The sequence below is a fragment of the Streptococcus sp. HMSC078D09 genome (assembly GCF_001813675.1).
Lineage (GTDB): Bacteria > Bacillota > Bacilli > Lactobacillales > Streptococcaceae > Streptococcus.
Genome location: NZ_KV813678.1, coordinates 94,092 through 118,877, shown reverse-complemented (window position 1 = coordinate 118,877; position 24,786 = coordinate 94,092). Strand labels below are relative to the sequence as shown.

Sequence of the window (24,786 nt, the reverse complement as noted above, 5' to 3'; positions counted from 1 at the left end):
TTAATATTTCTTATACAACTCCGAAAAATTCCGAATATAACTTTGTAATGAGAAGAGTTCTTTTTGACGTTGGACAGAGGCCTTACCAAATTGTTCTCTCTTCTCAGTATTCTCTGCTAATTCTTGGATAGCCTTAGACAATCCTGTTGGCTCATTTGGCGTGGCAAGAAGGCCGTTATCACCTTCCTTGACCATTTCACAGACACCACCATGACGGTAGCCGACTACAGGTTTACCACAAGCCATAGCTTCTAGTACGACTGTTGGTAGTGGATCTGGATTGGTACTTGGCAAGACAAAGATATCAAACATATTATAGAGCTCTGTTGTCTTACTATAATAATCGATACGCTTGATTTGTTCAGCTACTGGTGATTCTGAAATAGCTTTTTCCAAGTCACCCACGCGCCACTCTTCACCTTCAAATGCACTTCCTGCCAAAAAGGCTACTGCCTTTGGATTAGCTTGTAAGATTGGAGTCACAGCTTCTAAGAAATCGCCTTGCCCTTTCCAAGCATTCACTCGACCAACCATTCCGATAATCAAAGCATCCTGGGCGATACCAAACTGATCACGGACCGCACTAGCATCCATCACCTGATAAACAGCATTGTCAACACCATTATAGATGACTTGAACTTGGTCATCTTTTACAAAACGAGACTGCTTGACGTGATTAGCAACAGCATTTGAAACTGTCACAATCGTATCCGCATAGCGCCCCATCAAAAAGTTGATAAAATCTGAAATGGCTTTTGGCTTGACGATAATCTCATGCACATGCCAAATCAAAGGTAATTTCAACTTACGTTTAAGATAAATCCCCTCAAGTACCGCAGTTGTATTGTTGTGAACGAGAGTAATCCCATTCTCTTTAGCATATTTAGCAATTTGTTTGGAGTAACGGTTATAGGAGCCAAAGTACTCAAGAATCCCTTTTGGATTAAAATATTTCCGGCGCAAGATTGGGTAATCAATAACTTTAACCTTTGCACCGACCTCTTCTAAAGCACCCACTAAGACACCGTCGTTGGGCAAAATAACGTGTGCTTCAAAAGCATCTTTATCCAAACCCTTAATAAGCTCCAACAAAACCTTGTCAGCACCATACATTTCGGCACCAGCATGGAGATATAAAATTTTCTGCATTTCTAACCTTTAAATACTTTCTCGTAGTCTGTGACAATCTTTTCCCAAGTGAAAGAATCTGCAATCCGTTGACTTGATTTTTGATTGAGATCTTCGATTGCTTGAGCGTCTAATTGCTCAGCTTGATCGATGACACTTGCTAATTGATCTTTCTTCCAATAGAGCGCCCCATCTTCACCGACTTCACGGTTAAAGCCAACATCCAACAAGAGATTGAGCTTAGTAGACTCAAGAGCCTCAAGAAGGGATGGATTAGTCCCACCCACTTCATGACCATGGAAGTAAGCGAAGGCATTCTCACGGATGTATTTAAGCAATTCTTGATCGTAGACAGTTCCTACAAACTTCACTCGAGGATCTTGATCAAATCCAGTATCTTTACGCAACTGTTCATAGAACTTGTTTTGCTCTACGTTGGTTATCAGTACAAAATCTTTTTGTGAATTTGACTGCATAAAACCACGAATCATGGCCTCATAGTTGTTTTCAGGTACAAAACGTCCCACAACAAGGTAGTAGTCTCCTTCAGTAACTTGCTTACCTGCAAACCAAGTCCGTACTTTCTCGTCTTCTTTACTCAGGATAGACTTGCTTGTATCGGTCCCATAGGCGATATAGGTCGTCTGTGGTTGATACTTAGCGTAATCCTTCTGAATATAGGCTTCGATATTCTTGCTGTCACAGATCAAAAGGTCGGCATGTTTGACCATGAGTTGTTCAGAAAACTTCCAATACTTGCGGACTGGAAGGCTCCACTTGGCACGAAGCCACTCATGACCATCTGGATTGACCATCAGAGTTCCTCCGATAGCCTTGATTTTCTTTTTAATCCTTGAAATAAAGGGACCAATTCGACAAGCCAAGACATAAAAGATCGGTGCTTGATCTTTGTTTTCCTTTGCGATCTCAATCGCCTTATTAAGTGCTGCAATATCATAAGCAATGGCACGCGCAGGACCAATATTAGGGACATCAATGTTGTAACAGATTGCGCCGTTATGCTCGAAAGTATCTGCAGTAATTCCTGATTTTGCTGAATTCTCCCGCATACAAGCTACATAATACTGGATATTTTTATCTTGTTGGAATTCTGTCAACTTCTCAACAAAGGTCTCAAAACCACCATATTTTGCTGGAATACCTTTGGAACCAACGATATAAATTGATTGTGTCATTTTTCTCCTAACATGGAAAGGACGAAGTAGGCAGTTTCCTACTTCGCTCCTTCTTTTCTAAGTACAACCTTCACGGTTTTGAGCAGGATCTGAATATCTCTCCAGATCGTCCAACCATCCATGTACGCAACGTCCAGTTTGACCACTTCGTCAAAATCTGTAATCTCACTGCGTCCGCTCACTTGCCAAAGGCCGGTAATGCCGGGCTTGAAACTGAGTCGGCGTTTTTGGGCTGGCGTATAGTCTTGGTATTCGTCTACCGTTGGAGGACGAGTCCCGACCAGACTCATGTCTCCGATCAAAACATTGTAAAATTGTGGCAATTCATCAAGACTGGTCTTACGGATAAAGCGTCCGATTGGCGTTACCCGCGGATCATTTTCCATCTTGAACATCCCACCTGTCATGGTATTTTGCGCCATCAGATCTTTTTTAATCTCTTCGGCATCCACTCGCATGGAGCGGAATTTATAGAAGTTGAAATATCGACCATTCTTTCCGACCCGTTTTTGTACAAAGAAAGCAGGTCCGCCATCTTTACGGATCAGAGGGACCAAAACGATACTCACTAGTCCACAAATCAAGAGACCAAAGAGGGCTCCTGCAATGTCCAAGAGACGTTTGGCAAATACGTGGCTCGGTTTGTAGAAATTGGTTGAGAAAGTGACGACACTTAGTCCCCCGACTTCTCGAACCCGTTTATTGCCCAAGGAAGCGAAGTTAAAGGCATTTAGATTGACCGATACATCGATCCCCATACTCTCAAACTCCGAGACGAAATCACTAATATTGTAGTCCTCACTTGGCAGATTGATAAACACTTCATCCACCACTTCCTTGGTCACAAAGTTCATCATTTGGTCCGGCTACACCACCCGTACACCCGAATGGGTAAAATCCGTATCGTCTATGACGGTGACACCGATTAGTTCCCCATGATAGAGGCTGGGCGAATGCAGAATATCAAATACCTTTTCCATCCGACTGGTCGCTGTGATCAAGAAAATCTTTCGCGAACTTTTCCGTCGTGGCGAAACAGACTTCCGGTATCTCTTGAGCAAGAGATCCATGATATAGACGGAAAACGTATTGAAAAGAAAGAAGTAGATCATCCCCCGACGAGAGATGGAAAAGACCCCATCGAGCATAAAAGAGGTAAAGGTGATCCCAACAGCGAAAAATACATTGTATTTCAAGACCTGAAAGAGCTCATCTAGATAGCCTCTGCTATAAAAACGATAGGCAATATTGCTAATGTAAAAGGATACAAAATGCAAGAGATAGAGAATGGCAATTGTCTGCGACGTGTATTCTGCATCCTTAAAAAGACTCACAATGTAAGCCGAAAACAGGACAGCTAAACTTTGAAAGAGAACAATATTTAATTTTTCCAGTTCGATTCTTTCTTCTCCCATTTTCCCTCGATCCTATTCTTTACTTTTTCCCGTACTCTCCGTAAGATCCATATCCACCGTATGAACCATACTCAGCAGCTTTAATGTTAAATTTATTGAGCACGACTCCTAAGAAAGGGGTGCCTGTTTGTTCTAATTGTTCCTTAGCCTTTTGGACAGCCTTGCGTCCATTGGCACCAGATTCTGTGATCAAGACAGTTCCATCACAGCGTTGGGCGATAATGGCCGCATCAATCACGACCCCGATTGGAGGCGTATCGACAATGATGTAGTCAAAATGCTCACGCAAGGCATCCATCATCACAGTGAAGTTCTTGCTTTGCAAGAGACCTGTTGGGTTTGGCGCTACCTGTCCAGACTCGATGATATCCAAATTTGGAAAATCAGTCGCATACAAGATTTGGTCCAATTGGCTACGACCAGATAAGAAGTCGGTCAAGCCTTGGATCTTATCCCGGCTACGGAAAACCCCTGTCATGACAGAGTTCCGGATATCGCAGTCGACCAAGAGGGTCTTGTAACCCGCACGCGCAAAGGCAACGGCCAAGTTGGTTGAAGTGGTTGATTTCCCTTCATTTTCTTGAACAGATGAGATGGCGATGACTTTTAAGTCCACCCCACTCAATTGGATATTCGTCGCTAGGGCATTGAAGTACTCTTCTGCCTTCCGAATTTCTTGTAATTTATTTTTTGAAATTTCTAACGTATTCATGCGATCCCCAGTCTACAGTTTCTTAATATCTGGCACAATACCAAGTAAGGTTAAGCCCATCAGCTCTTCGATATCTTCTGGTCTCTTGACACGATCATCCAAGACTTCTACTACGACCATGAGAACCACCATGAGGCCTGCTCCAGCAATAAAGCCAAGAAGGACATTGCGTCGGATATTTGGTGAAGAAGGTGATTGAGGCACTTCTGCTTCATCCAAGGTCGTAACATCTGACACCTTGGTCACAGCAATGATCTTTTCAGCTGCTACATTCCGAAGGCCATTGGCAATACGAGCTGCTTCTTTTGGATCTCCGTCCTTAGCCGTGATCGAAAGGATACGAGTATCTGTCGGAACGGATACACTGATCTTTTTCGACAACTCACCAGGTGTCATATCGAGTTTCAATTCTTCGATGGCTTGCGTCAAGACATTTTGAGAAAGGATGATCTCACGGTAGTCTTTAACCAAGTACGAACCCGCCTGCAAATCCGAGTTTGTCAAGGCATTGTTGTCTTGGTTTTGGCGACTGACCACGTAGATTCGGCTAGTACTTTGGTATTCTTTCTTGGCTAAAAAGGCACTGTAGCCAAAGGCTGCAATGGCAAAGACAAGAGCGACCAAAACGATCGAAAACTTGCGTTTCCATAGGGTCTTCAGCATAGCGAAAACATCAATTTCCACTGCTTGATTTTCTTGATTGTTCATTTCCTAATTACTCCTTCATGTGGATCTCTCCACCTGTTTCCTGGTTAGATTAATTCATCCGCTAACAAGAGCTGTTGATTGTCGACAAAGAGCCTTTGTGCTCGTTGTTCTCCGTATTCTTCCTTGATCAAACGATAGGCTTCTGCCATATATGGCGGTCGTTTATCCACATTGTGCATATCGCTGGCAACAAAGTGGACCAAGTCTTTCTCTAAGAAGTACCGAGCTCGTTTTTTCAGTTGTTTTTGCTCATCCCCAAAGAGGCGAGGCTTGAGAACACTGGAACTATTGATCTGCATGTAGCAGCCCATGTCAATCATCTCTTGCACGCGCTCCTCATTTTTCTCCAAGCACTTGTAACGCTCGATATGAGCTACCACCGGTGTCACACCTAGATGGAGCAAGCGGTCCAAGGCGGTATGAATCTCCTTGTAAGGCGTTCCCATACTGAATTCAATCAGCGCAAAGCGCGTCTCAGCTAAACGTGGAATGATCTTTTCTTCCAGTTTTTTCAAGACATCATTCGTAAAGTAGATCTCTGCTCCGTAATGAATCGTTAAATCTGGCGCGACCTCTGCCGCAATTTTTTTCACTTCTTGAAAATTTTCAGAAATCTTTTCTTCGGGAGTTTCAAACATTCCCTTGCGACGATGAGAAGTGGAGATAATGGTCCGTACCCCTTGGCGATAACTTTCTTCCAATAAGGTACGCGTATCTTCTCTTGTCTTTGGTCCATCATCCACATCAAAGACGATGTGCGAGTGGATATCAATCATTTTTCTTTTCCTTCCATTACTTTTTGAATGGTTTCCTTAGCCTTAGTCAAGCTCGCTTGATCCAACTCCATGACATAGAGGTTGTAACCAGGCATGGCATAAGACGGCAAGTCATTTCGCCCTTGACCGGTGATCGCTTGTGAAGTCACCTCATAAGAGCCACCCGTTTCTAGCTGGGTATTGATCAAGTTCATCATAGTTGGCAACTGCATATTGGTTTGGACAGAATCTTGGAGGTTTCCGATAATCTCATTGTAGTTGCTTAAGACCTTAGTAGAGGTCAACTTTTTGATAATGGCCGCAATGACTTTTTCTTGGTTTTTCCCACGGTCATTGTCACCACCTTGAAGAGAGTAGCGTTCTCGGACAAAACCAAGCGCTTGCTCTGAATTCAAATGGACCTTTCCTACTGGGAAATGGAACTTCCCGTGCAGGCTCGTGAATTCTTGGTCATTTTCCACATCGATCCCCCCTAGAAGGTCAATCAACTTGAGGAAGGATGTGAAATTGAGACGAACATAGTAGTTGAGCTTGATATCATAGAAATTCTCAAGGGTATGAATGGAAGCATCCACACCGTAGATCCCCGCATGGGTCAACTTATCATTTTGGTTGTTACCACCATCTGCAATCGGTACATAGGCATCCCGTGGTGTTGTTGTCAATAGGACTTGCTTGGTCTTCCGATTGACCGTCATGATGATATTGACATCTGAACGAGAAACCGAGGTTACCGGACCATAGGTATCGATCCCGCTGACATAGATGTTAAAGACATCCGCATTGGCAGACACCTTGCTCGTCGCTGCCACTTCTTTTCGGATCTTGTAGGAATAGATTTTCTTCAACTTCTTCGCATAGTCCGCATCTTCAGCGGCAATGGTATCCTCAAAGGTACTGTTGAGGACCATAGCAGAAGCATTCCCCTCTTGCAGGCTCTTATAGGCATCAAGATAAGTCGGTGCATCCACTACAGAAATTTCCTGACCCTTGGTCTTTTTGATGTTGTCCAAGAGGGCCGTAAGATTGGCTTCGTTATTGTTGCCCTTTGGTGCCACCACTTCCTTGATTTCTTTGATATCTTTGATGTCACTGTCTTTCTTGACATAGACAGCCATCTCAAACTCTGTATAGTTAGAGTGGCCATTGACATTACTAGTCAGATTCAGCAGCTGTTGACTAGCAAACAAAACTCCTGAACTAGTCAATAAGCCGACAAGAAGCAGGACCAAAGTTGTCTTTTTAGCCTGATTTTTGATCACAAACCAAACTGACAAGAGCAAGAGAAGTGCTAGTAGTGCAATCACGAGAACATTGACATAGCGAAAAGCCAAGATGTTATTGGCCAACATGGTATAGGTCGCCCAACTTGCAGTCATAAGCAAAAAAATAAGCAATACGGAATTAATGATTCGCAATTGCCCCCACTTATGTTCTGAACGACGACTCCGTCTCCTTTGTGACATAAATACCTCCAATTAGTCCTAATTATATTCATTGTAACATATTTTTAGCAAAAAATGCATTAATTATCACTTTTTTGTCCATTATGTACATTTAAAAAGTAAGCGCTTTCTAAAACAAGCAAAATCCCTTGTATACTTATGCAGAGAATCCAAAAAAACCGGGTGATACACCCGGTTTGAGAATGTAGACAAGCTGTTTTTTACATCAAACAAGTTAATGAATGCCTAGCAAATTAAAATGAGATACTTTTTAGGCTCATTCAATCATCTACTGAAACTTTCCGCCGTGAGAAAAGTGATAGAAACACTAGTGTTTCTATCACTCGGGAGTTTTGAAACTTTAGGTTCAAAACTAAGTCATGGAACTTCTTCGAAGTTCGCTGACGTCCGTACTCACCTAAGGAAAGTTTCTAAGATGACTTTGTCTTCAATCTGAACTGAGTGAAAAACCCGGTTTTTGAAGATCCTACAAAAGATCATCTCGTTTGACCTGCTCAAAACTTTCTTTACCGTCATTGAGCTTGTCCCAGATGACGACTTTTCCTTCTTTGAGGGATTTTTGAACATCAATGATCCGCTGGTTAGAAGAGCCACGAAACTGCAACATGAGGTTGCGTTTGCTCTTATCATAGCGGCCATCGACCAGAATATCAATCAGTGAGAGAAGCTCTAGTTTGTCTGGTGTCTCCAGCATCATTTCTTCCCAGGTATAGCCGGTCCAAGACCAGATGTCTTTGTTGGGCAACTCTTTCCGAATGCGTTTAACGAGAGGCAAAAGAATTCCAGTATTCAGGAATGGCTCTCCACCGAGTAGGGTCAAACCTTGAACATAAGGCTGGGCAAGATCTGCCATAATCTGTTCTTCCAACTCTTGTGTATAAGGAATTCCCGCCTTGAAAGACCAGGTCGCTACATTGTAACAGCCCTCACAGTGAAACATGCAGCCGGCCACATAAAGGGAGTTGCGGACTCCTTCGCCATCGACAAAGTTAAAAGCCTTGTAGTCGATGATGCGCCCTTGACTCAGTTCCTCACTCTTCCATTCACCTGGTTTAGGTGTATTCCATGTCATCCTTCTACTCCACTTCTATCCAATAACGCTCCGTTCCATTTCGAACATCTTCAAATTGACCACCATTGGCTAAGATAACCGCTCGACTGGCCGGATTTTCCGTGCTACAAGTCACCAGAGCACGATGGATGTTCTTTTCTTTAGCTAGTTGCAGACCTTGACGGAGAGCTTCCTTGGCATAACCTTTTCCCCTTTCAGAAGGGCGGATGGAATAACCGATATGACCAGCATAATTCAACAATCCCTCATTTAGTCTCAGCCGTAGATTCAAAAAACCTAAAGCATGACCTGATTCATCAAACAATACGAACTGAATTGATGGAACGCGATTTTCAGGCAAGTTTATTCCCATTTCTTTATTAAGGTTAGTTTCTAGCCACTCCTCATAATCAAAGTTCTCAGCATCCCAAAAGCCGCCGTCGTGGGCCGACTGGTTCTCTTCGAACTCTGCCATCATGTTTAGAATGGTTTCTTTATCTGCTAAAGTTGGTCTACGTAGTTCCATCTTTACCTCCCCCCATACGAGAAAAGCGAGAGCGAACTCTCACTTTTTCTTATTCTTATTTAAAAACTGTTCTCTCAGGCTGGCTACTCGGTCTTTTTTATTGACTCCACCCTTTGAATGCTTCTCGTGGAATCGTTGAACCTGAGCCTTGCCTTTATCATCTAATTGGTATTTTCCCATAATATCCTTTTCTAATCTGTCACTTGGTGTCCAGCTGATTTGATAGTGGATCCATTCATGTGTTTGACCCGTGCAGCAATTTCCTTATGACGGCCATTGACCATCGGACGAGCTTGCGGGTTTCCTAGATAGCCACAGGTCCGTTTGACCACATCAACCGTTTTCGGATCGCTATTGCCACAGTTTGGACAAGCAAATCCGCGCTCAGTCGGCGTGAAATCTCCTTCAAAATCACACTTGTAACAACGGTCAATCGGCGTATTGGTACCGAGATAACCAACCCGGTCATAGGCATAATCCCAAACCGCCTCAAGGGCTTTTGGATTTTGTTGGAGCACAGGGTATTCACAATAGTGGATAAAGCCACCAGAAGCTCCCGCTTCAGGATAAACTTTTTCAAAATCCAACTTCTCAAACGGCGTTGGGTTCTTACGAACATCGTAGTGGAAACTATTGGTGTAGTATTCCTTGTCTGTAATATCCGGAACCTTACCAAATTTCTCCGTATCCAGGCGACAGAAGCGGTCTGTCAAGCTTTCTGATGGTGTCGAATAGATAGAGAAGTGGTAATCATACTGGTCAGACCATTCTTCCACGCGCGCTTTCATGTCCTTGATGATATCGATCGTGAATTGTTTAGCTTCTGGATTATGTTCCCAATTTGGACCATAAAAGACGGTTGCAACTTCATAGAGTCCGATATAGCCAAGAGAAACGGTCGCTCTGCGATGACGGAAGAGCTGATCTACCTGGTCATACTTGCCCAAGCGTTTCCCGAAAGCCCCATATTGGTAGAGAATCGGCGCATTAGCTGGTGTCGCTTCTTTGGTGCGTTCCACCCGGTAAACTAAGGCATCTTCAGCGATGTTCATCCGTTCATTAAAGATTTGCCAGAACTTCTCCTTGTCTCCGCCTGATTCCAAGGCAATCCGAGGTAAATTGACTGTCACAACCCCTAGGTTCATCCGGCCAGAATTAACTTCCACACCATTTTCATCCTTCCAACCTTGAAGGAAAGAACGACATCCCATCGGCACCTTGAAGGAACCTGTCAACTCGACAATCTTGTCATAAGACAAAACGTCTGGGTACATGCGCTTAGTGGCACATTCCAAGGCCAATTGCTTGATATCATAGTTAGGAGTTCCAGGTTCTAGGTTGAGCCCCCGCTTGAGGGTAAAGATCAGTTTTGGAAAGATAGCAGTCCGATGTTCCGATCCAAGTCCCTTAATCCGGATTTCCAAAATCGCTTTTTGGATTTCCCGCTCGAAGCGATTGGTTCCAAGACCAAAGCCAAGCGAAGTAAAGGGAGTTTGTCCGTTCGAGGTAAAGAGCGTATTGATCTCATATTCCAGCGATTGCATGGCATCATAGATATCTTTTTGAGTCTTGCTCCAAGCATAGTCCTCTTGCTTTTCAGGAAGTACCCACTCTTTGGCATCTGCCAAGTGTTTTTGGTAGTTCTTTTCCGCATAAGGGGCCAAGACTTCATCGATCCGGTCTGCTGAACAGCCCCCATACTGACTAGAAGCTACATTGGCAATAATCTGCGAGATTTGAGCCGTTGCAGTTTGGATGGACTTAGGACTTTCTACTTCTGCATTCCCAATCTTAAAGCCATTTCTGAGCATGCCTTCAAAATCGATCAAACAGCAGTTGGTCATCGGTGTATAAGGGCTATAGTCCAAATCATGGTAGTGAATATCCCCTTTTTGGTGGGCATTGGCTACGTGTTTAGGCAACATTTTAAGACCAATAGACTTACCGACAATCCCCGCCGTCAAGTCCCGTTGCGTATTAAAGACATCGCTGTCCTTATTGGCATTTTCATTGACAACCGCTTGGTCCTTGTTGAGGAGTTTTCCAATCGTAAAGTTGATATCCGTCGCTTTTGAGCGTTCAAAATCCCGCTGCGTCCGATAAGTAATGTAGCTCTCAGCAATCGCATATTCGTTGGCTTGAAGCAATTCATGTTCGACGACATTTTGGATCTCATAGATCTTCACGCCCTTTGGAAAACGTTCCAAGATCTCTGCGATCACACGATCGACAATAGCTTCTAGTTTGGCTTCCATCACTGGAGTGAGAGAAGTCACTTCTTCTGTCGCCTTCAACAAGGCTTTATAAATTTTTTCAACATCGAATTGAACACGGCGGCCATCTCGTTTTTCAACAAAAATATCCGGGGCCATTCTCAGTTTTTCTTCTCTCAAGGTGATCATACCAAACATGCCTCTCTTCATTTATTTACATACAAGTTGTATTATACCACTCCAAAAATAAAAATCAATATCTTGTGGTGAAAATTCTAAAAAACTTTCTAAAACACAAGATATTGATTTTATTAAGAGCGTTGATAGAGTTTGAAATGACGGTATTTCTTCTCAACGAGACGATAATTTTCTTTGAGCAAGTCTTTCATTTTGGAGGTCAACTCCACCTGATTGTTGACCACAATATACTTGGGTTCAGACCGATCGATTTGTTGGATCACATTGGTCCGGTTTTCATTAATCCCTAGATAAGAAGTTGGGGTCAATAAGGCAGAAGCTGCCAAACGATCGCTTTCTTGATAGAGAGTAGCTGTCGCATCCCAAGCATAAATGGTATCTTTCGACTTGGTGTGATGTTTAATGTAGCTGGCAATAGCACTCCGTTCACTCGATTGACCAGACTGAAGCACGACATCTTGAACCACTGGATTCGCCAAGAGATAGACAAGGGCTACTAGCGGTAAGAAAACTTGGCTCGTAAAGTAAGCGGCCCAAACTTCCTTGTTTTTCTTCTTCCGACCACGACGTTCGATCCCATCGTTTTCTTCCCCATCTCGTGAGAACCAGATCGCAAACAAAGGAAGAACAAATGGCAACATCGGTAACAATTGGTAAGCGCCTTGTTCAGGAAGACCAATCGACACAATGAGGACCACCAAGCTACCTGCCCATCCCATAAAGCGGAAGATCCGGCGAGCACTGCTATTTTGCTTCGTAAAGGACATCAAAAAGGCAGAGACTAGGCCAAAGGCGAGCGCCAATAGGCCATAATAAATGGCATTACTGAAGGTCTGTCCATTCGTGAAATTCAAGGCATTAAAGACATAGGTCACTTGGTTAATGGCATAGCCAAAAGTCTGATTCAAAACGGTGATATAGCCAATTGGATAAAAGACAAGTGAAAAACCAAGGAGAGCTGCCAGCAGTTGATAAAAGCCCCGCGCCCATCTCTTCTGCTTGATATTAAAGGCTGTTAATCCAAGGAAGGCCAACAAATAAAACAGGGCACTGGTCATCGGATCAATCAGGAAAGCCACAGCTGCAATCGCACCATAAAGGATAAAGCCTTCATCCTTACGATGCCCAATCAAATAAGCCAAAATGAAATTCATGCTGGCAAATAGGATTGGAAGGCTAAAGAGAGTCACATAAGTTCCTCCAAAACCAAGGCCTAACACCAAGAAATAAAAGAGTAACTGGACATTCTTCGCTGTATCTTTATCAGACACCAGCAAGCGCACAACCCGATAGAGATAAGTCCCCGCAAAGAAGAGAGCAATCGCTTGAAGGATCATCAAGATCCAATGTCCACCAGCTAAACTTCCCAACCAGTTGATCGCATAATAGAGCAGACCATTGGTCCCGTAAAAATCACCAAACGGTACTTGCCCCTTGGTCATTGCCCAGCCAGCATACAAGTTTTGAGATTGTTGATTGGTTGCAAAACGGGTTAAAAATGGCACCCCGACATGCAGTAAACTAATCAAGAGACTCAACACAAAAGGAATCGCTAGGGGCACTGGACGCTTGGAGTGACGACGGATCGGCTCAACTGCCACATCTGCTTCTAGCTCTTCCGTATTCTCTTCTACCTTAGATGCTTCCGCTTTTGCCGCTTCAACTCCCGCCTTACGCGAACGACGACTCATCCGACTGAGCGTTTGCTCCGCTTCCTGTTCAGATTCTTGTGTAGGTTCTGCTACTGCTTCTGGCTTGGCATCACGAATTTCCTCTGATGCCTCCATTGCAACCGGCTCCTCCAAGACTTCTGGCTGTTGGCTATGAGTCGGCTCTTCTTCACGAAAGACTGATTTATCTAGCACTTCGCGAATTTCACGTGTATCCTGAAAACTATCTCCCACGTGAAGCCCTAACTTTTTCGAAGTCATTTCTTGCTCTTTTTCGCTCATTCTTTTTCCTTTTCTTCGCTATTCCTCTGCTCTTTCCTTTTAGAAAAAAGCCCATTATCTTCTCTAGTATACCAAATTCTGCCGACCCTGTCAGCCTCTTGCCACATAGTCCTATGGAAAAAGAGTCAGATCTCTCAGCTTCTGACTCTTTCTTCTGTATTCCCACACCTATTACAACATCGGTGCGAACAATTGCATAATTTCCTTGATTAAGCTTTGGTGCCATGTAAAGCGGAAGGTATCCTCTGTAATTTCTTGAGACACTTCAAAGATATGGTCAAAGTCCTCCCGAATCTTTTTCAAGGCAGGCGTCCGATACATCCAGACAGCATTTTCATAGTGATGGACCAGGCTGCGGTAATCAAAGTTAATCGACCCTACAACCGCCATTTCGTCATCTGCCAGGACTTGCTTGCTATGGACAAAACCAGGCGTGTACTCATAGATTTTCACACCAGCATCCATCAGATCCAAGTAAGCCCCACGCGTAACAATTTGGATCAATTTTTTATCCGGAATATGCGGGGTCACGATGCGAACATCCACCCCACGAAGGGCCGCATTGCGGATATCTTCTGTCAAATCATAATCGATGATCAAATAAGGAGTCGTGATATAGACGTAATCCGTCGCTTGATTGATCATATTTTGATAAACCGTCTTTCCGACCTGCGACTTGTAAATTGGCTTTGGCCCACTCCCATAGGGAATGTAGAGCCCTTCGCCTTCAACTGCCTTATTTTCAATATGGTAGCGGTCAAAATCCTCGATTTCCCCACGGTTGATGTACCAGTTCATGAGGAAGAGTCGCGTCAAGGCCTTAACAGCTCGTCCATCTAAACGGATGGCACTGTCCTTCCAGTGACCAAACCGCTCAATGTGGTTGATATACTCGTCTGCCAAATTGACACCACCCGTATAGCCGATCTGCCCATCAATGACCAGAATCTTTCGGTGGTCTCGGTTATTATAAGCCACTGTTAGACGGGGGATCACCTTGTTAAACTTATGGGCATCAATCCCCATCTTTCGCAATCGTTTGGTATAGTTCCCAGCCAAGGTCGCCATACAGCCGATATCGTCATAAAGGAGTTTGACTTCGACCCCCTCTTTCACTTTCTGCTCTAAAATCTCTAGGATACTGTTCCACATCAAGCCCTCATCAATGATGTAAAACTCGATGAAGATAAATTTTTTCGCTGCTTTTAGATCCTCAAGTAATTGCTCATACATGTCCTCCCCTAAAGGGTAAAAGGTCGATGCCGTCCCATTATAGAGATCCGCATTGTGGTCCATGGATAAAATTGACTTGACCAAGCCATAAACCGCTTTGCTTTCTTGCTTGAGCTCCTTACGCAACTGATGACTATTGTCCTCTCGAAACTTCATGGATTCCATATTTTCCAACTGGATCATTTCCTTCTTGGACAAACGTCGCTCTCCAAACATGAGATACAAGAGTGATCCAAAGACAGGAATGACGGCAATCAAGAGCCAGGTCACCTTATTTTCAGGCGGGGTATTTCGATTAACAATAGCCAAGATTGTCGACACATATAAGAGCCCAATGACCGCAACAGATAGCCAATGCGGGAACCATCTATTAAGCCAGAAGAAGGCCGCAAAGGATGCCCAAAGTTCAAAGCCCATAAACAAAATACTAAATCCATATTTGGACATTAATAGACGTAATTTTCGAAAGGTCACAGCATCCTCCTTTTTTCTTTCTACTAGTATACCAATTCTTTTTACCCGATGCAACGACCAACCAAGCCCCTTCTTGACAAACAAAAAGAGAGTGAGACAGAAATCGGTCATTCGTTAGAATTCGATTTCGTCGTCCCACCTCCGCACAGTTGAGTAGGGCTGTAAAAGCTGATGAAATCAGCGTAGTAGAGCCCACTCAACCACTGCGTCTTGCTCGACAATCTAAAAACAAAAGAGAGGCTAGGACTTTTGTCCCACTCTCTCTTGTCTCGTCCCTTATTGCTTGGTCAGGACAATAATCCCTTGATCATCCTCTGCTTGCTCCAGATCTTCTAGCGACAACTGATTTCCTTCGATCCGATAGCGATAAGGCTCATCTCCGATACGCATGGATTGATTGACTGGATCAATACTAACCTCTTTGGCCTCTTCTTCTCCATCAGCATCTTGCACCGTAAACGTGCCTTTTCGACCCGTCACCACCAAGAGGATCGTATTTTCCTCGTCCTGTCCACGATAACTGCCATCTATGGACACCCCTTCTTTCTGTTCTTCACTCGCTGACGTCACAGTCTGTGATGAAGCAGACGTCTGTTTGCTCGAAGTCTGTGTCGCTTTTTCTTGCTGGCTACAAGCAGTCAGGAAAAGGGTTGCTGCCAAGGTCATTATAGACATGATTTTTTTCATTAAGATCGACTCCTTTCGCCATAACCGTATACCATCTACCACCAGTATACGCCAAGAAAGTCTTTAGGTCAATTGTTTACCCCTCTAATAAAAATGCCCTTACTTCCGCAATAAAATACAAGGATCCTGTCACAAATAAGACTTCATCTGGACGACTCTGATCCATAAATTCTTTGATATAGGCCTTGTAGTCCGCTACATAGGGCAGGTCTTGTCGGTCGCCCTGGGCCACCACTTCTCCGTAATGAAAGGTCGTCAAAATCAATTCAGCTTCTGGCAATCCCGCTTGAAGCGTTTGGAGCATCCCGCTATAATCTTTTCGCTTGAGGGCTCCAAATAAAATCTTCACGCGCTTTCCTGCTAAGCTATTGGCAAACTCGATCAAGCGCAACATAGCATGAGGATTATGAGCGCCATCCAGATACACCTGGTCACCAAACAACTCTAGACGTCCAGGCCAACGCGTCTCTTGCAAGGCCAGTTTGACCTGATCCATATCCACTACTTGATCTAGGCCCTCCATATAGAGAATAAAGGCCTCCAGAGCTACTGCAGCATTTTCTCGTTGGTAATCACCCTTCAAGCTTAGAGACGGCAAAACAAGATCCACACTTTCATTCCAAAAACGATCCTGCTCTAAGCCAAAATCTTTCTGGAAGGCGTGGAGATCCACAGCCAATTGCTTCGCTTTTTCTTGACACACAGCTATAGCATCATCCGACAAGGGACCCACCACAGCTTTCTTTCCCTTCTTAAAGATTCCTGCCTTTTGCTGGGCAATAGCCGCAACAGTCCCTCCCAGTGTTTCTTGGTGATCAAGTCCAACCGAAGTGATCACTGCGATCTCCCCTGTTACTACATTGGTCGTATCTAGAAGCCCACCGATACCAACCTCCAGCAAGACCACATCCACTGCTTGTTCCTTAAAATACAAGAGGGCCATGAGGCAGATAATCTCAAAATAAGAGAGTTGGTCATGGGTTTGAAGCAAGGTCTGCTCCATTTGTTGGACTTCTTGACCAATCCGAGTAAAATCTTCATCTGAAATTGGCTGATCCCCAATACAAATCCGATCATGGATACTGATCATATGAGGAGAAGTAAAGGTCCCAACCTTCTTCCCGTGAGCCATCAATAATTGACGCAGAAAGGCGATTGTGGATCCCTTCCCATTGGTTCCTGTCACATGAAGGATCGGGTAAGCCTTATCTGGCCTCCCTAAAAGGCTCACTGCCTGCTCCATACGATCCAGGCCCGATCGAAAATTCAGACCGATCCGACTATTCATCCATTGCTCAATCTTATTCACATCTTCCTCCTAAAAGAAAAAAGCGACAAAACCTCTTCTGACGTTTGCGCTCCTTTCTTTTGTAGTTATTTCTTTCTCATTTTTACAGCAAGTCCATCGGACTTCCTGCTTTTTCTTGTTTCTTGAAGCAGGGCTAAAAACATCCCCCGGACTTACCAACTCTTTCTAATTTCTTGGGGTTGGGGTAAAAACATCCACTGGATGTTTTTACTCCTCCATAAAGCTGTTGAAGACTTCTTCGATCATATCCCATTCTGCATCTGAGTCTTCTGGGATTGGTTGAAGGTCGCCTTCTGTTCCGTCTTCGTTTTCTGTAAATGAATAAGCTTGGATTTCAACTTCGCCGTTTTCATCTTCTTCTGCATTTGCAGGGATCAAAAGAACATAGTTTTTTCCAAATTCTTCTTTGCCATCAATGGTCAAAAGAATTTCAAACAAGGTTTCATTTCCTTGTTCGTCCACCAATGTGATTAATTCACGTTCTTCATGGTCGTGGTTATGATCATGTGCCATACTATTCTTCCTCGTTTTCTTTCTAAAAATTGCGATCTAAATAATTTTGTAAAATAAGCTGCGCTGCTAACTTATCAATAACTTTTTTGCGTTTGCTACGGCTAATATCTGCTTGCTCAATCAACATCCGCTCTGCAGCAACTGTTGTCAACCGTTCATCTTGGTAGTCGACTGGCAACCCAAACTTTTCAGCAATCATTGCGCCATAAGCCTGACTGGCTTCCACACGCGGTCCGCTGGTGTTGTTCATGTTTTTTGGCAAGCCTACAACAAAACGGTCTACCTTGTATTGAGCTACTAATTCGGCTAAGCGCTCCAAACCGAATTCTTTTTTGTCTTCATCGATTTGGATGATTTCAAGACCCTGAGCTGTAAAACCGAGAGGATCACTCACAGCAACCCCGACGGTCTTTGAGCCAACATCCAATCCCATAATTCTCATTAGAGGTCTATTCCTTGCCCTTTCAAATAATAACGTACCAATTCTTCAACGATTTCATCTCGTTCATATTTACGAATTTGGTTCCGTGCATTATTATAACGAGGTACATAGGCAGGATCACCACTGAGTACGTATCCTACGATTTGATTAATTGGATTGTAGCCTTTTTCATCTAGTGATAAGTACACATCTTTCAAGGTCTCGCTAATTTCCTTACGATTTGAATCATCAAGATTAAAACGTACTGTTTCATCTGTAAATCCCACAAGAACACCCTCTTTCCTTAGAATATTACTATTATACCATAATCAAGAGTTTTCCACAACGGTCAAGCCCTTGATTTTACAGCTTTTTCAAGCATTTTTGAGCTATTTCAGTTAAACTGTTTTTTTATTTTTGCTCACTTGCTCCAGCATTGATAAGATTGTCCGCAAATTGACTCGGTGTCAACTTCAACAACTCTGGTAAGTGATTGTTTTTGAAGTAGGTCATACCTTCAGCCTTCTTCACATCCATCGCTTCAAAGTCATAGGTGATCGTTACCTTGTATTCATTCTCGTTTTCCAAGGTTAAATCAGCTGTGAAACCTGGCACTGTCAAAGCTTCCTTAAAGGTATCGTCCTTGTTAAAGGATTCTCTCAATTGCTTTTGTGCTTCCTCGACTCCAACCTGTTGGATCCCTTTTTTCAACTCCTCATCGGTTGCCGTCACATTGATGGTCTCCAATTTTTTAAAGGTGTTCCCCACATAGGTGACGATTTGCGTCTGTTGTGTCCCCTTATCATCTTTTGGAAAGACAAAGGTTCTAGTGATGACTTTATTTTCTTCAGCTTTTTGCAGGATACTCTTATTATCCTTTTGCAGCTGCTCTGCTTTTGCTTGGATTGCCTTTTGTTCACTTGAATTTGGCGTTTTCGCTTGTTTTTTTTGACCGCATCCCGTCAAACACAAGGCAAGCGCACCCAATAAGAAGATTTTCCTTTTCATTTTCCATTCCTTACTAGTTATTGTTTTCTAAAATATTGTATCATAGATTTCGTAAAATGGCGCAGTAAACTGCTTTCCATTTCGATTTTTAAAAAGAAAAAATCAGAAACAAATTGTTTCTGATTTTCAATCGTTTTAAAGAGCTGCACGCATCCGCGCTTCTGCATTTTCTACATTTCGAACTGATCGTGGCAAGAAGGCACGAATATCGTCTTCTTTGTAACCCACTTGGAGACGTTTGTCATCTACCAAGATCGGACTTTTAAGAATACGAGGTGTTTCCATGATGATGTCAATGACTTCATTGACACTCAAGTCTTCGATGTCCACTCCTAGATTTTTAGCGTATCGATTTTTTGAAGAGACAATACTTGCCACTCCATTTTCAGTCTTTGTAAGGATATCCAACAATTCTTCTTTGGTGATCCCTTCCTTACCGAGGTTTTGTTCTTTATAAGTTAGCTGGTGAGCGTTGAGCCAAGTCTTTGCTTTTTTACAGCTGGTGCAACTTGACACTGTATAAATTTTAATCATGCATGCACTCCTTTCGCTACACGATAATACTATCGTATTAAATTATAACACAAAAACCATCAGTCTAGCGACCTATTTTGAAAAAAATTAATCTTCAATTTCAATCGCGTCATCTAAATCTAGAGTTACTTCTTCTACGACTGGAGCTGCTTCTTCAGTTTTATCAAGGGTTTTCACTGCTTCGTCTTCTTCGATCAAACCAAAATGAACCCGAACCTTGTGGTCGATTTCGTCAAAAATTTCTGGGTGGTCAGCCAAGAATTTCTTAGCATTTTCAGATCCTTGACCAATTTTTTCGCCATTATAGGAGTACCACGCACCCGCTTTTTGGATGATATCCAAATCTGTTGCAATCTTCACCAATTCACCTGTACGTGAAATTCCTTCCCCATACATGATTTCAACCATGGCTTCTTTGAACGGTGGAGCTACCTTGTTCTTCACAACCTTGATCTTGGTTTCCTTACCAACGTTGGTATCTTTTTGGTCCCCAGTCCCCTTGATTTGAGTGTTTCCACGAACATCTAGACGGACAGAAGCGTAGAATTTCAGGGCACGACCACCAGGTGTGGTTTCAGGGTTCCCAAACATGACTCCAACTTTTTCACGCAATTGGTTGATAAAGATGGCAATGGTCTTGGTCTTATTGATCGAAGCTCCAAGCTTACGCATCGCTTGGCTCATCATTCGCGCTTGCAATCCAACGTGGCTATCCCCGATATCTCCATCGATTTCCGCACGTGGGACCAAAGCCGCAACAGAGTCGACAACCACCAAATCAACCGCACCAGAGTCGATCAATTTACCAGCAATTTCAAGTCCTTGTTCCCCTGAGTCTGGTTGAGACAAGAGAAGTTCGTCGATATTGACTCCGAGAGCTGCTGCATAAGATGGATCCAAGGCATGCTCCGCATCGATAAAGGCTGCAATGCCTCCTTCTTTCTGTGCTTGAGCTACTGCATGGAGGGCAACGGTTGTTTTACCAGATGATTCTGGACCATAGATTTCGATGATCCGACCTTTCGGATAACCACCAGCACCCAAGGCAATATCAAGCGCCAAGGAACCAGAGCTCATGACTTGTACTTTTTGCTCTGCACGTTCACCCAAACGCATGATGGATCCTTTACCAAAGTCTTTTTCGATCAACTTCAGGGCATCGTTGAGCGCTTTTTCACGCTCATCTCCAAATTTCTTAGTGATATCATCTAATTTTTTCTGTTTTTTCGCCATTCTTTTCTCCTATTTTTTGCTATACAGGAAATGCACTCCACTCACCAACGATTTCCGTCCTTTGAAGGCACATTTTCTATCCATTTTTAGAATTATTCTTCCATTTGGCACAAGCTTCATTATACCAAATTTTCACCATTTAATACAGCCAAGCGTACCAAATTAAAGGCATGAAGAACTGCAATTTCGCGGACATCCGCCCGGCTACGTCCGGCGATATTGACTTGGACACTATCCACTCCATTTGGAGTCGCAAGTCCGATAAAGACGGTCCCTGCTGGATGCCCTTCCAGACTATCTGGCCCCGCAACTCCGGTTAGGCTAACACCATAATCGGATCCTGTTAACTTACGGGCCTGTGAAGCCATGGCTTGTGCTGTAAAATGAGACACAACTCCATGTTGCTCCAACTCTTGAGCTGGAATAGACAACATCTTGCTTTTTTCTTCCAGACTATAGGTGACAAAACCACCCGCGAAGATGCTGGACGCCCCTGAAAAATCTGCCAAAGTCGCTTGAAAGAGGCCAGCCGTCAGGCTTTCTGCAGCTGTAATGGTCTTACCAGTCCGTTTCAAGAGATCAAAGGCAACCTTGGCCATCGAATTGTCATCCCCATAACCATAAAACAACTCTTGCAAGGGTTGATGGTCCAGCGTGTGACGTGATAAGATTTCCTTTTCTAAGACATCGAGCTTAGCATCCGCTGAAGCTTGATCCTTCGCCTTTGTAGATAGACGCAAGGTTACTTCTCCCGTCTTGGCATAAGGGGCAACCGTCGGATCACTCTGCTCTTCAATGATATCTGCTAGGATCGTAACCAGCTGGCTTTCCCCAATCCCAAAGAAGCGCAAGACTCTTGAAAAGAGCTGTTCCCCTGTTGTCAAATGAGGCACCAATTGTTCATTGACCATGGGTTTTAACTCACTTGGCGGACCAGGTAGAACGACATAGGTCACATCATCGACTTCAATCAAACCTCCAACCGCGAGACCTGTACGGTTTTGAAGGGGGATTGATCCGGCAATCATTTGTGCTTGTCGCTCATTATTGGGCGTCCGGACATAATCAGGGCGACTGGCAAAGAAGGTGTCGAGTTTAGCAAGCGCTGTCGGATCAAAAACCAGTTCTTTCCCTAAAAACTTAGCAAGGGTTTGCTTGGTCAAATCATCCTCTGTTGGCCCAAGTCCACCGCATAAAATCACCAAATCACTGCGTTTTGAAGCTGTCTCAATGGTCGAGAAGAGACGGCCTTCATTGTCTCCTACCGCCACATGATAATAGACATCAATTCCTAAACTAGCCAATTTTTCAGACAAGAATTGAGCATTGGTGTTCACAATTTGTCCTGTTAGAATTTCTGTTCCAACTGCAATAATTTCCGCCTTCATGGTGCCTCCCACTTATACTATTCGTAATTTTCATTTCATTTTAACACAATTTCCTAAATTATTTAAAAAACAGATTGAAGATAAAGTTCATTTTGGACAACTTTCTTCAATCTTTTTCTTTTAGAGTATAAAGTGAAAAACTCTTAGAAACACTATTACATCAACATTCCTAAGAGTTTTAACTATGTGGTAATCAACTTCTAAAGGGCTATTTTCTATTGTTGATAGAGCTTATCTCTATTCTGAAGCAACCATATCGAGCGGTTGCTTTTTTCTTCTTTCTTGATCTAAAAGCCTTCTTCTGGCTCTAATTCTTGTTGTTTCCCCTCATTTTTTGTGATACAATAGCATCAATTTATTTCTAGGAGGATGAGATATGGTTTCTACTATTGGTATTATAAGTTTATCTAGTGGGATTATCGGAGAGGACTTTGTCAAGCATGAAGTGGACTTGGGGGTCCAACGACTCAAAGACCTGGGACTCAATCCTATCTTTTTACCTCATTCACTAAAAGGCTTAGACTTTATCAAAGAACATCCTGAAGCTCGTGCGGAGGATTTGATTCAGGCATTTTCTGATGATAGCATCGACATGATCTTATGCGCCATCGGTGGAAACGATACCTATCGTTTATTGCCCCATCTTTTTGAAAATGACCAACTACAAAAGGTTATCAAGCAAAAGATTTTTCTTGGCTTCTCGGATACGACCATGAACCATCTCATGTTGCATAAACTAGGAATCAAGACTTTTTATGGGCAATCCTTTTTTGCAGACATTTGTGAATTAGACAAGGAAATGTTGCCATATAGCCGCCACTACTTTAAAGAATTGATTGAGACTGGAAAAATCTCAGAAATTCGCCCTAGTAACGTTTGGTACGAGGAACGGACTGATTTTAGTCCCAAGGCTCTGGGAACACCTCGTGTTAGTCATGCAAATACAGGTTTTGACTTGTTACAAAGCAATGCTCAATTCGAAGGGGAAATCCTCGGTGGTTGTCTTGAGTCTCTCTATGATATTTTTGACAACTCTCTACACGCAGATAGCACAGACCTCTGCCAAAAATACAAACTTTTCCCTGACTTATCCGACTGGGAAGGAAAAATCCTCTTGCTAGAAACCAGCCAAGAAAAGCCTAATCCTGAAGACTTCAAAAAGATGTTGCGGACTTTAAAGGAAACTGGTATATTCGAGGTCATCAGTGGACTCTTGGTCGGAAAACCTATGGATGAAACTTTCTATGACGACTATAAAGAGGCACTATTGGATATCATTGATAGCAATATCCCGATTGTCTATAATCTAAATGTTGGACACGCAACTCCAAGAGCAATTGTCCCCTTCGGAGTCCACGCCCATGTAGATGCAACGGAGCAAGTCATCCACTTTGACTATAACAAATAAAGCTGGGAAGAATTTCTCAGCTTTTTTTCTATATTCTCCGATGTTCTAGACATCTAACGTCACTTATTTCCACTTTTCCAGTCACAAGCATTCTCATGGTCATTGACCAGGCCTGCTGCTTGTAGGTAGGATAAAACTGCGACTGGTCCTGTGAACTTAAAACCACGTTTTTTGAGGTCCTTGGCTAGCTTCTCAGAAAGAGCTGTCTTCGCTGGAGCCTGCCGGTAATCTGGGACATCATTGACGATAGTTTTTCCATCGACAAAAGACCAAAGATAAGCATCAAACGATCCAAATTCCTCCTGGATTTGTAGAAAGGCTTGAGCATTGGCCCGTGTCGCAAAGATCTTAGCACGATTTCGGATGATAGCTGGATTGTCCATCAAAGCCTCCAGTTCCTCATCCGTCATCTCCGCGACACTTTGAAGGTGATAGCCATGAAAAGACTCTCGGAAAGCCTGCCGTTTATTGAGGACCGTTTCCCAAGATAGACCGGCCTGATAAGTCTCCATACAGAGCAACTCAAAAAGCGCTTGGTCATCATGGAGGGGCTGTCCCCATTCCTCATCATGGTAGGCTATATATAACGGATTGGTCATTTTAACCCATCCACAACGTTTTGGCATCTTCTTCTCCTATTTGACCAACATCTTAAGGGCAGACTTGATGTAGTTTTCAGCAGTATCAGAAGTTCCTTCAAAGAATTTCTTGATTTTCTTGAGTTCCGTTGCTTTGTAGCCCAATGCCAACATGGCTTCCATAGCTTCTTCAAGGGCTTGGTTTTCTTCTGCAACTTTGGCTTTGGACTGAGCCGGTGCATCTTCTAGATCAAGATTGATCTTACCTTCCAAGTCCAGCACCATCTGTTGGGCTGTTTTCTTGCCGATCTTTGGAAACTTGGTCAAGTAGGTGATGTTCTTGCTTTCGATAGCTTGGACAAGGCCTGCATTGTCATCCGCAGCAATGATAGCCAGAGCTGAGACAGGTCCAATCCCAGAGACTGAGATCAAGTTTAAAAAGAGCTGTTTCTCTTCCTCTGTCGCAAAGCCATAGAGAAGGTGAGCGTCTTCACGGACCACTTGGTGCAGATAGACTTGCACCTCTTGATTCATTTTGCCAGAGTAGGCATAGGGATTGGCCACATGCAAGAGATAGCCGATCCCAGCTGTTTCTACCACAATGTATTTAGCAGTGATTTTCGTTAAAATTCCTTTAATGTATTCGTACATAATCTTCC

Annotated in this window: 24 protein-coding genes and 1 pseudogene; 1 reads left to right on the top strand and 24 read right to left on the bottom strand. The window is 43.4% G+C overall.

The features are described from left to right. The 22 genes and pseudogenes from HMPREF2926_RS10025 to HMPREF2926_RS09925 form a co-directional block, all read right to left on the bottom strand. Positions 1 to 1,149 carry a glycosyltransferase family 4 protein gene (locus tag HMPREF2926_RS10025; protein ID WP_070587746.1) on the bottom strand — a complete coding sequence of 383 codons (1,149 nt, stop codon included), beginning with the start codon at positions 1,147 to 1,149 and terminating at the stop codon, positions 1 to 3. A gap of 2 nt (positions 1,150 to 1,151) precedes the next feature. After that, a complete protein-coding gene (gene cps2T / locus HMPREF2926_RS10020; RefSeq protein WP_070587743.1) occupies positions 1,152 to 2,324 on the bottom strand; it encodes a beta 1-4 rhamnosyltransferase Cps2T in 1,173 nt (390 codons plus the stop codon). Positions 2,325 to 2,362: 38 nt separating this feature from the next. After that, positions 2,363 to 3,739 (bottom strand): annotated as a pseudogene (locus tag HMPREF2926_RS10015) (sugar transferase). A 19-nt stretch (positions 3,740 to 3,758) separates the two neighbouring features. Then, the gene (locus tag HMPREF2926_RS10010) at positions 3,759 to 4,451 is read right to left on the bottom strand and encodes a tyrosine-protein kinase (protein ID WP_023919867.1); all 693 of its coding nucleotides are present in this window, start codon (positions 4,449 to 4,451) and stop codon (positions 3,759 to 3,761) included. 12 nt (positions 4,452 to 4,463) lie between these two features. Then, positions 4,464 to 5,159: a Wzz/FepE/Etk N-terminal domain-containing protein gene (locus HMPREF2926_RS10005; RefSeq protein ID WP_070587740.1), complete on the bottom strand. Its 696-nt coding sequence runs from the start codon at positions 5,157 to 5,159 to the stop codon at positions 4,464 to 4,466. Between the two features lie 44 nt (positions 5,160 to 5,203). Further along, positions 5,204 to 5,935, bottom strand: a complete 732-nt coding sequence (gene cps4B / locus HMPREF2926_RS10000; protein WP_070587737.1) for a capsular polysaccharide biosynthesis protein Cps4B — start codon at positions 5,933 to 5,935, stop codon at positions 5,204 to 5,206. Beyond that, on the bottom strand, positions 5,932 to 7,401 hold the full coding sequence (locus HMPREF2926_RS09995) for an LCP family glycopolymer transferase CpsA (protein WP_070587734.1): 1,470 nt from the start codon (positions 7,399 to 7,401) through the stop codon (positions 5,932 to 5,934). Before HMPREF2926_RS09995 ends, cps4B begins: the two co-directional genes overlap by 4 nt. Positions 7,402 to 7,867: 466 nt before the next feature. Continuing rightward, positions 7,868 to 8,473 (bottom strand): anaerobic ribonucleoside-triphosphate reductase activating protein, encoded by a 606-nt coding sequence (gene nrdG, locus HMPREF2926_RS09990; protein WP_070587731.1) that lies wholly within the window; start codon positions 8,471 to 8,473, stop codon positions 7,868 to 7,870. 4 nt (positions 8,474 to 8,477) lie between these two features. Then, positions 8,478 to 8,978, bottom strand: a complete 501-nt coding sequence (locus HMPREF2926_RS09985) for a GNAT family N-acetyltransferase (RefSeq protein ID WP_070587729.1) — start codon at positions 8,976 to 8,978, stop codon at positions 8,478 to 8,480. Between the two features lie 39 nt (positions 8,979 to 9,017). Further along, the gene (locus HMPREF2926_RS11105) at positions 9,018 to 9,158 is read right to left on the bottom strand and encodes a hypothetical protein (protein ID WP_101770863.1); all 141 of its coding nucleotides are present in this window, start codon (positions 9,156 to 9,158) and stop codon (positions 9,018 to 9,020) included. Between the two features lie 11 nt (positions 9,159 to 9,169). Continuing rightward, the gene (gene nrdD / locus HMPREF2926_RS09980; RefSeq protein WP_070587861.1) at positions 9,170 to 11,380 is read right to left on the bottom strand and encodes an anaerobic ribonucleoside-triphosphate reductase; all 2,211 of its coding nucleotides are present in this window, start codon (positions 11,378 to 11,380) and stop codon (positions 9,170 to 9,172) included. Positions 11,381 to 11,502: 122 nt separating this feature from the next. Further along, entirely contained in the window at positions 11,503 to 13,341 is a 1,839-nt protein-coding gene (locus HMPREF2926_RS09975) for a glycosyltransferase family protein (protein WP_070587726.1), read from the bottom strand. A 171-nt stretch (positions 13,342 to 13,512) separates the two neighbouring features. Further along, on the bottom strand, positions 13,513 to 15,048 hold the full coding sequence (gene cls / locus HMPREF2926_RS09970; RefSeq protein ID WP_070587724.1) for a cardiolipin synthase: 1,536 nt from the start codon (positions 15,046 to 15,048) through the stop codon (positions 13,513 to 13,515). Between the two features lie 276 nt (positions 15,049 to 15,324). After that, a complete protein-coding gene (locus HMPREF2926_RS09965) occupies positions 15,325 to 15,735 on the bottom strand; it encodes an SP_0198 family lipoprotein (RefSeq protein ID WP_070587722.1) in 411 nt (136 codons plus the stop codon). A gap of 76 nt (positions 15,736 to 15,811) precedes the next feature. Further along, positions 15,812 to 17,044 carry a bifunctional folylpolyglutamate synthase/dihydrofolate synthase gene (locus HMPREF2926_RS09960; protein WP_070587719.1) on the bottom strand — a complete coding sequence of 411 codons (1,233 nt, stop codon included), beginning with the start codon at positions 17,042 to 17,044 and terminating at the stop codon, positions 15,812 to 15,814. Positions 17,045 to 17,251: 207 nt separating this feature from the next. Beyond that, on the bottom strand, positions 17,252 to 17,557 hold the full coding sequence (locus tag HMPREF2926_RS09955) for a DUF1292 domain-containing protein (protein ID WP_003001941.1): 306 nt from the start codon (positions 17,555 to 17,557) through the stop codon (positions 17,252 to 17,254). Positions 17,558 to 17,579: 22 nt separating this feature from the next. Further along, positions 17,580 to 17,999, bottom strand: a complete 420-nt coding sequence (ruvX, locus tag HMPREF2926_RS09950; protein ID WP_023919889.1) for a Holliday junction resolvase RuvX — start codon at positions 17,997 to 17,999, stop codon at positions 17,580 to 17,582. Further along, positions 17,999 to 18,265: an IreB family regulatory phosphoprotein gene (locus tag HMPREF2926_RS09945; protein ID WP_003002070.1), complete on the bottom strand. Its 267-nt coding sequence runs from the start codon at positions 18,263 to 18,265 to the stop codon at positions 17,999 to 18,001. Before HMPREF2926_RS09945 ends, ruvX begins: the two co-directional genes overlap by 1 nt. Before the next feature lie 124 nt (positions 18,266 to 18,389). Beyond that, on the bottom strand, positions 18,390 to 18,986 hold the full coding sequence (locus tag HMPREF2926_RS09940) for an SP0191 family lipoprotein (protein ID WP_070587716.1): 597 nt from the start codon (positions 18,984 to 18,986) through the stop codon (positions 18,390 to 18,392). A gap of 135 nt (positions 18,987 to 19,121) precedes the next feature. Beyond that, positions 19,122 to 19,520 carry a transcriptional regulator Spx gene (gene spx, locus HMPREF2926_RS09935; RefSeq protein ID WP_003009108.1) on the bottom strand — a complete coding sequence of 133 codons (399 nt, stop codon included), beginning with the start codon at positions 19,518 to 19,520 and terminating at the stop codon, positions 19,122 to 19,124. 87 nt (positions 19,521 to 19,607) lie between these two features. Then, positions 19,608 to 20,753 carry a recombinase RecA gene (recA, locus tag HMPREF2926_RS09930; RefSeq protein ID WP_070587715.1) on the bottom strand — a complete coding sequence of 382 codons (1,146 nt, stop codon included), beginning with the start codon at positions 20,751 to 20,753 and terminating at the stop codon, positions 19,608 to 19,610. A 119-nt stretch (positions 20,754 to 20,872) separates the two neighbouring features. Continuing rightward, positions 20,873 to 22,141: a competence/damage-inducible protein A gene (locus HMPREF2926_RS09925; RefSeq protein WP_041826499.1), complete on the bottom strand. Its 1,269-nt coding sequence runs from the start codon at positions 22,139 to 22,141 to the stop codon at positions 20,873 to 20,875. A 376-nt stretch (positions 22,142 to 22,517) separates the two neighbouring features. Here HMPREF2926_RS09925 and HMPREF2926_RS09920 point away from each other — a divergent pair, with 376 nt between their 5' ends. Next, positions 22,518 to 23,549: a S66 family peptidase gene (locus HMPREF2926_RS09920; RefSeq protein WP_070587712.1), complete on the top strand. Its 1,032-nt coding sequence runs from the start codon at positions 22,518 to 22,520 to the stop codon at positions 23,547 to 23,549. A gap of 59 nt (positions 23,550 to 23,608) precedes the next feature. Here HMPREF2926_RS09920 and HMPREF2926_RS09915 read toward each other — a convergent pair whose 3' ends face one another. Both HMPREF2926_RS09915 and ruvA read right to left on the bottom strand, forming a co-directional pair. Then, entirely contained in the window at positions 23,609 to 24,175 is a 567-nt protein-coding gene (locus HMPREF2926_RS09915; protein WP_049487736.1) for a DNA-3-methyladenine glycosylase I, read from the bottom strand. Positions 24,176 to 24,184: 9 nt separating this feature from the next. Continuing rightward, positions 24,185 to 24,778, bottom strand: a complete 594-nt coding sequence (gene ruvA / locus HMPREF2926_RS09910) for a Holliday junction branch migration protein RuvA (protein WP_013904320.1) — start codon at positions 24,776 to 24,778, stop codon at positions 24,185 to 24,187. Between the last annotated feature and the right edge of the window lie 8 nt (positions 24,779 to 24,786).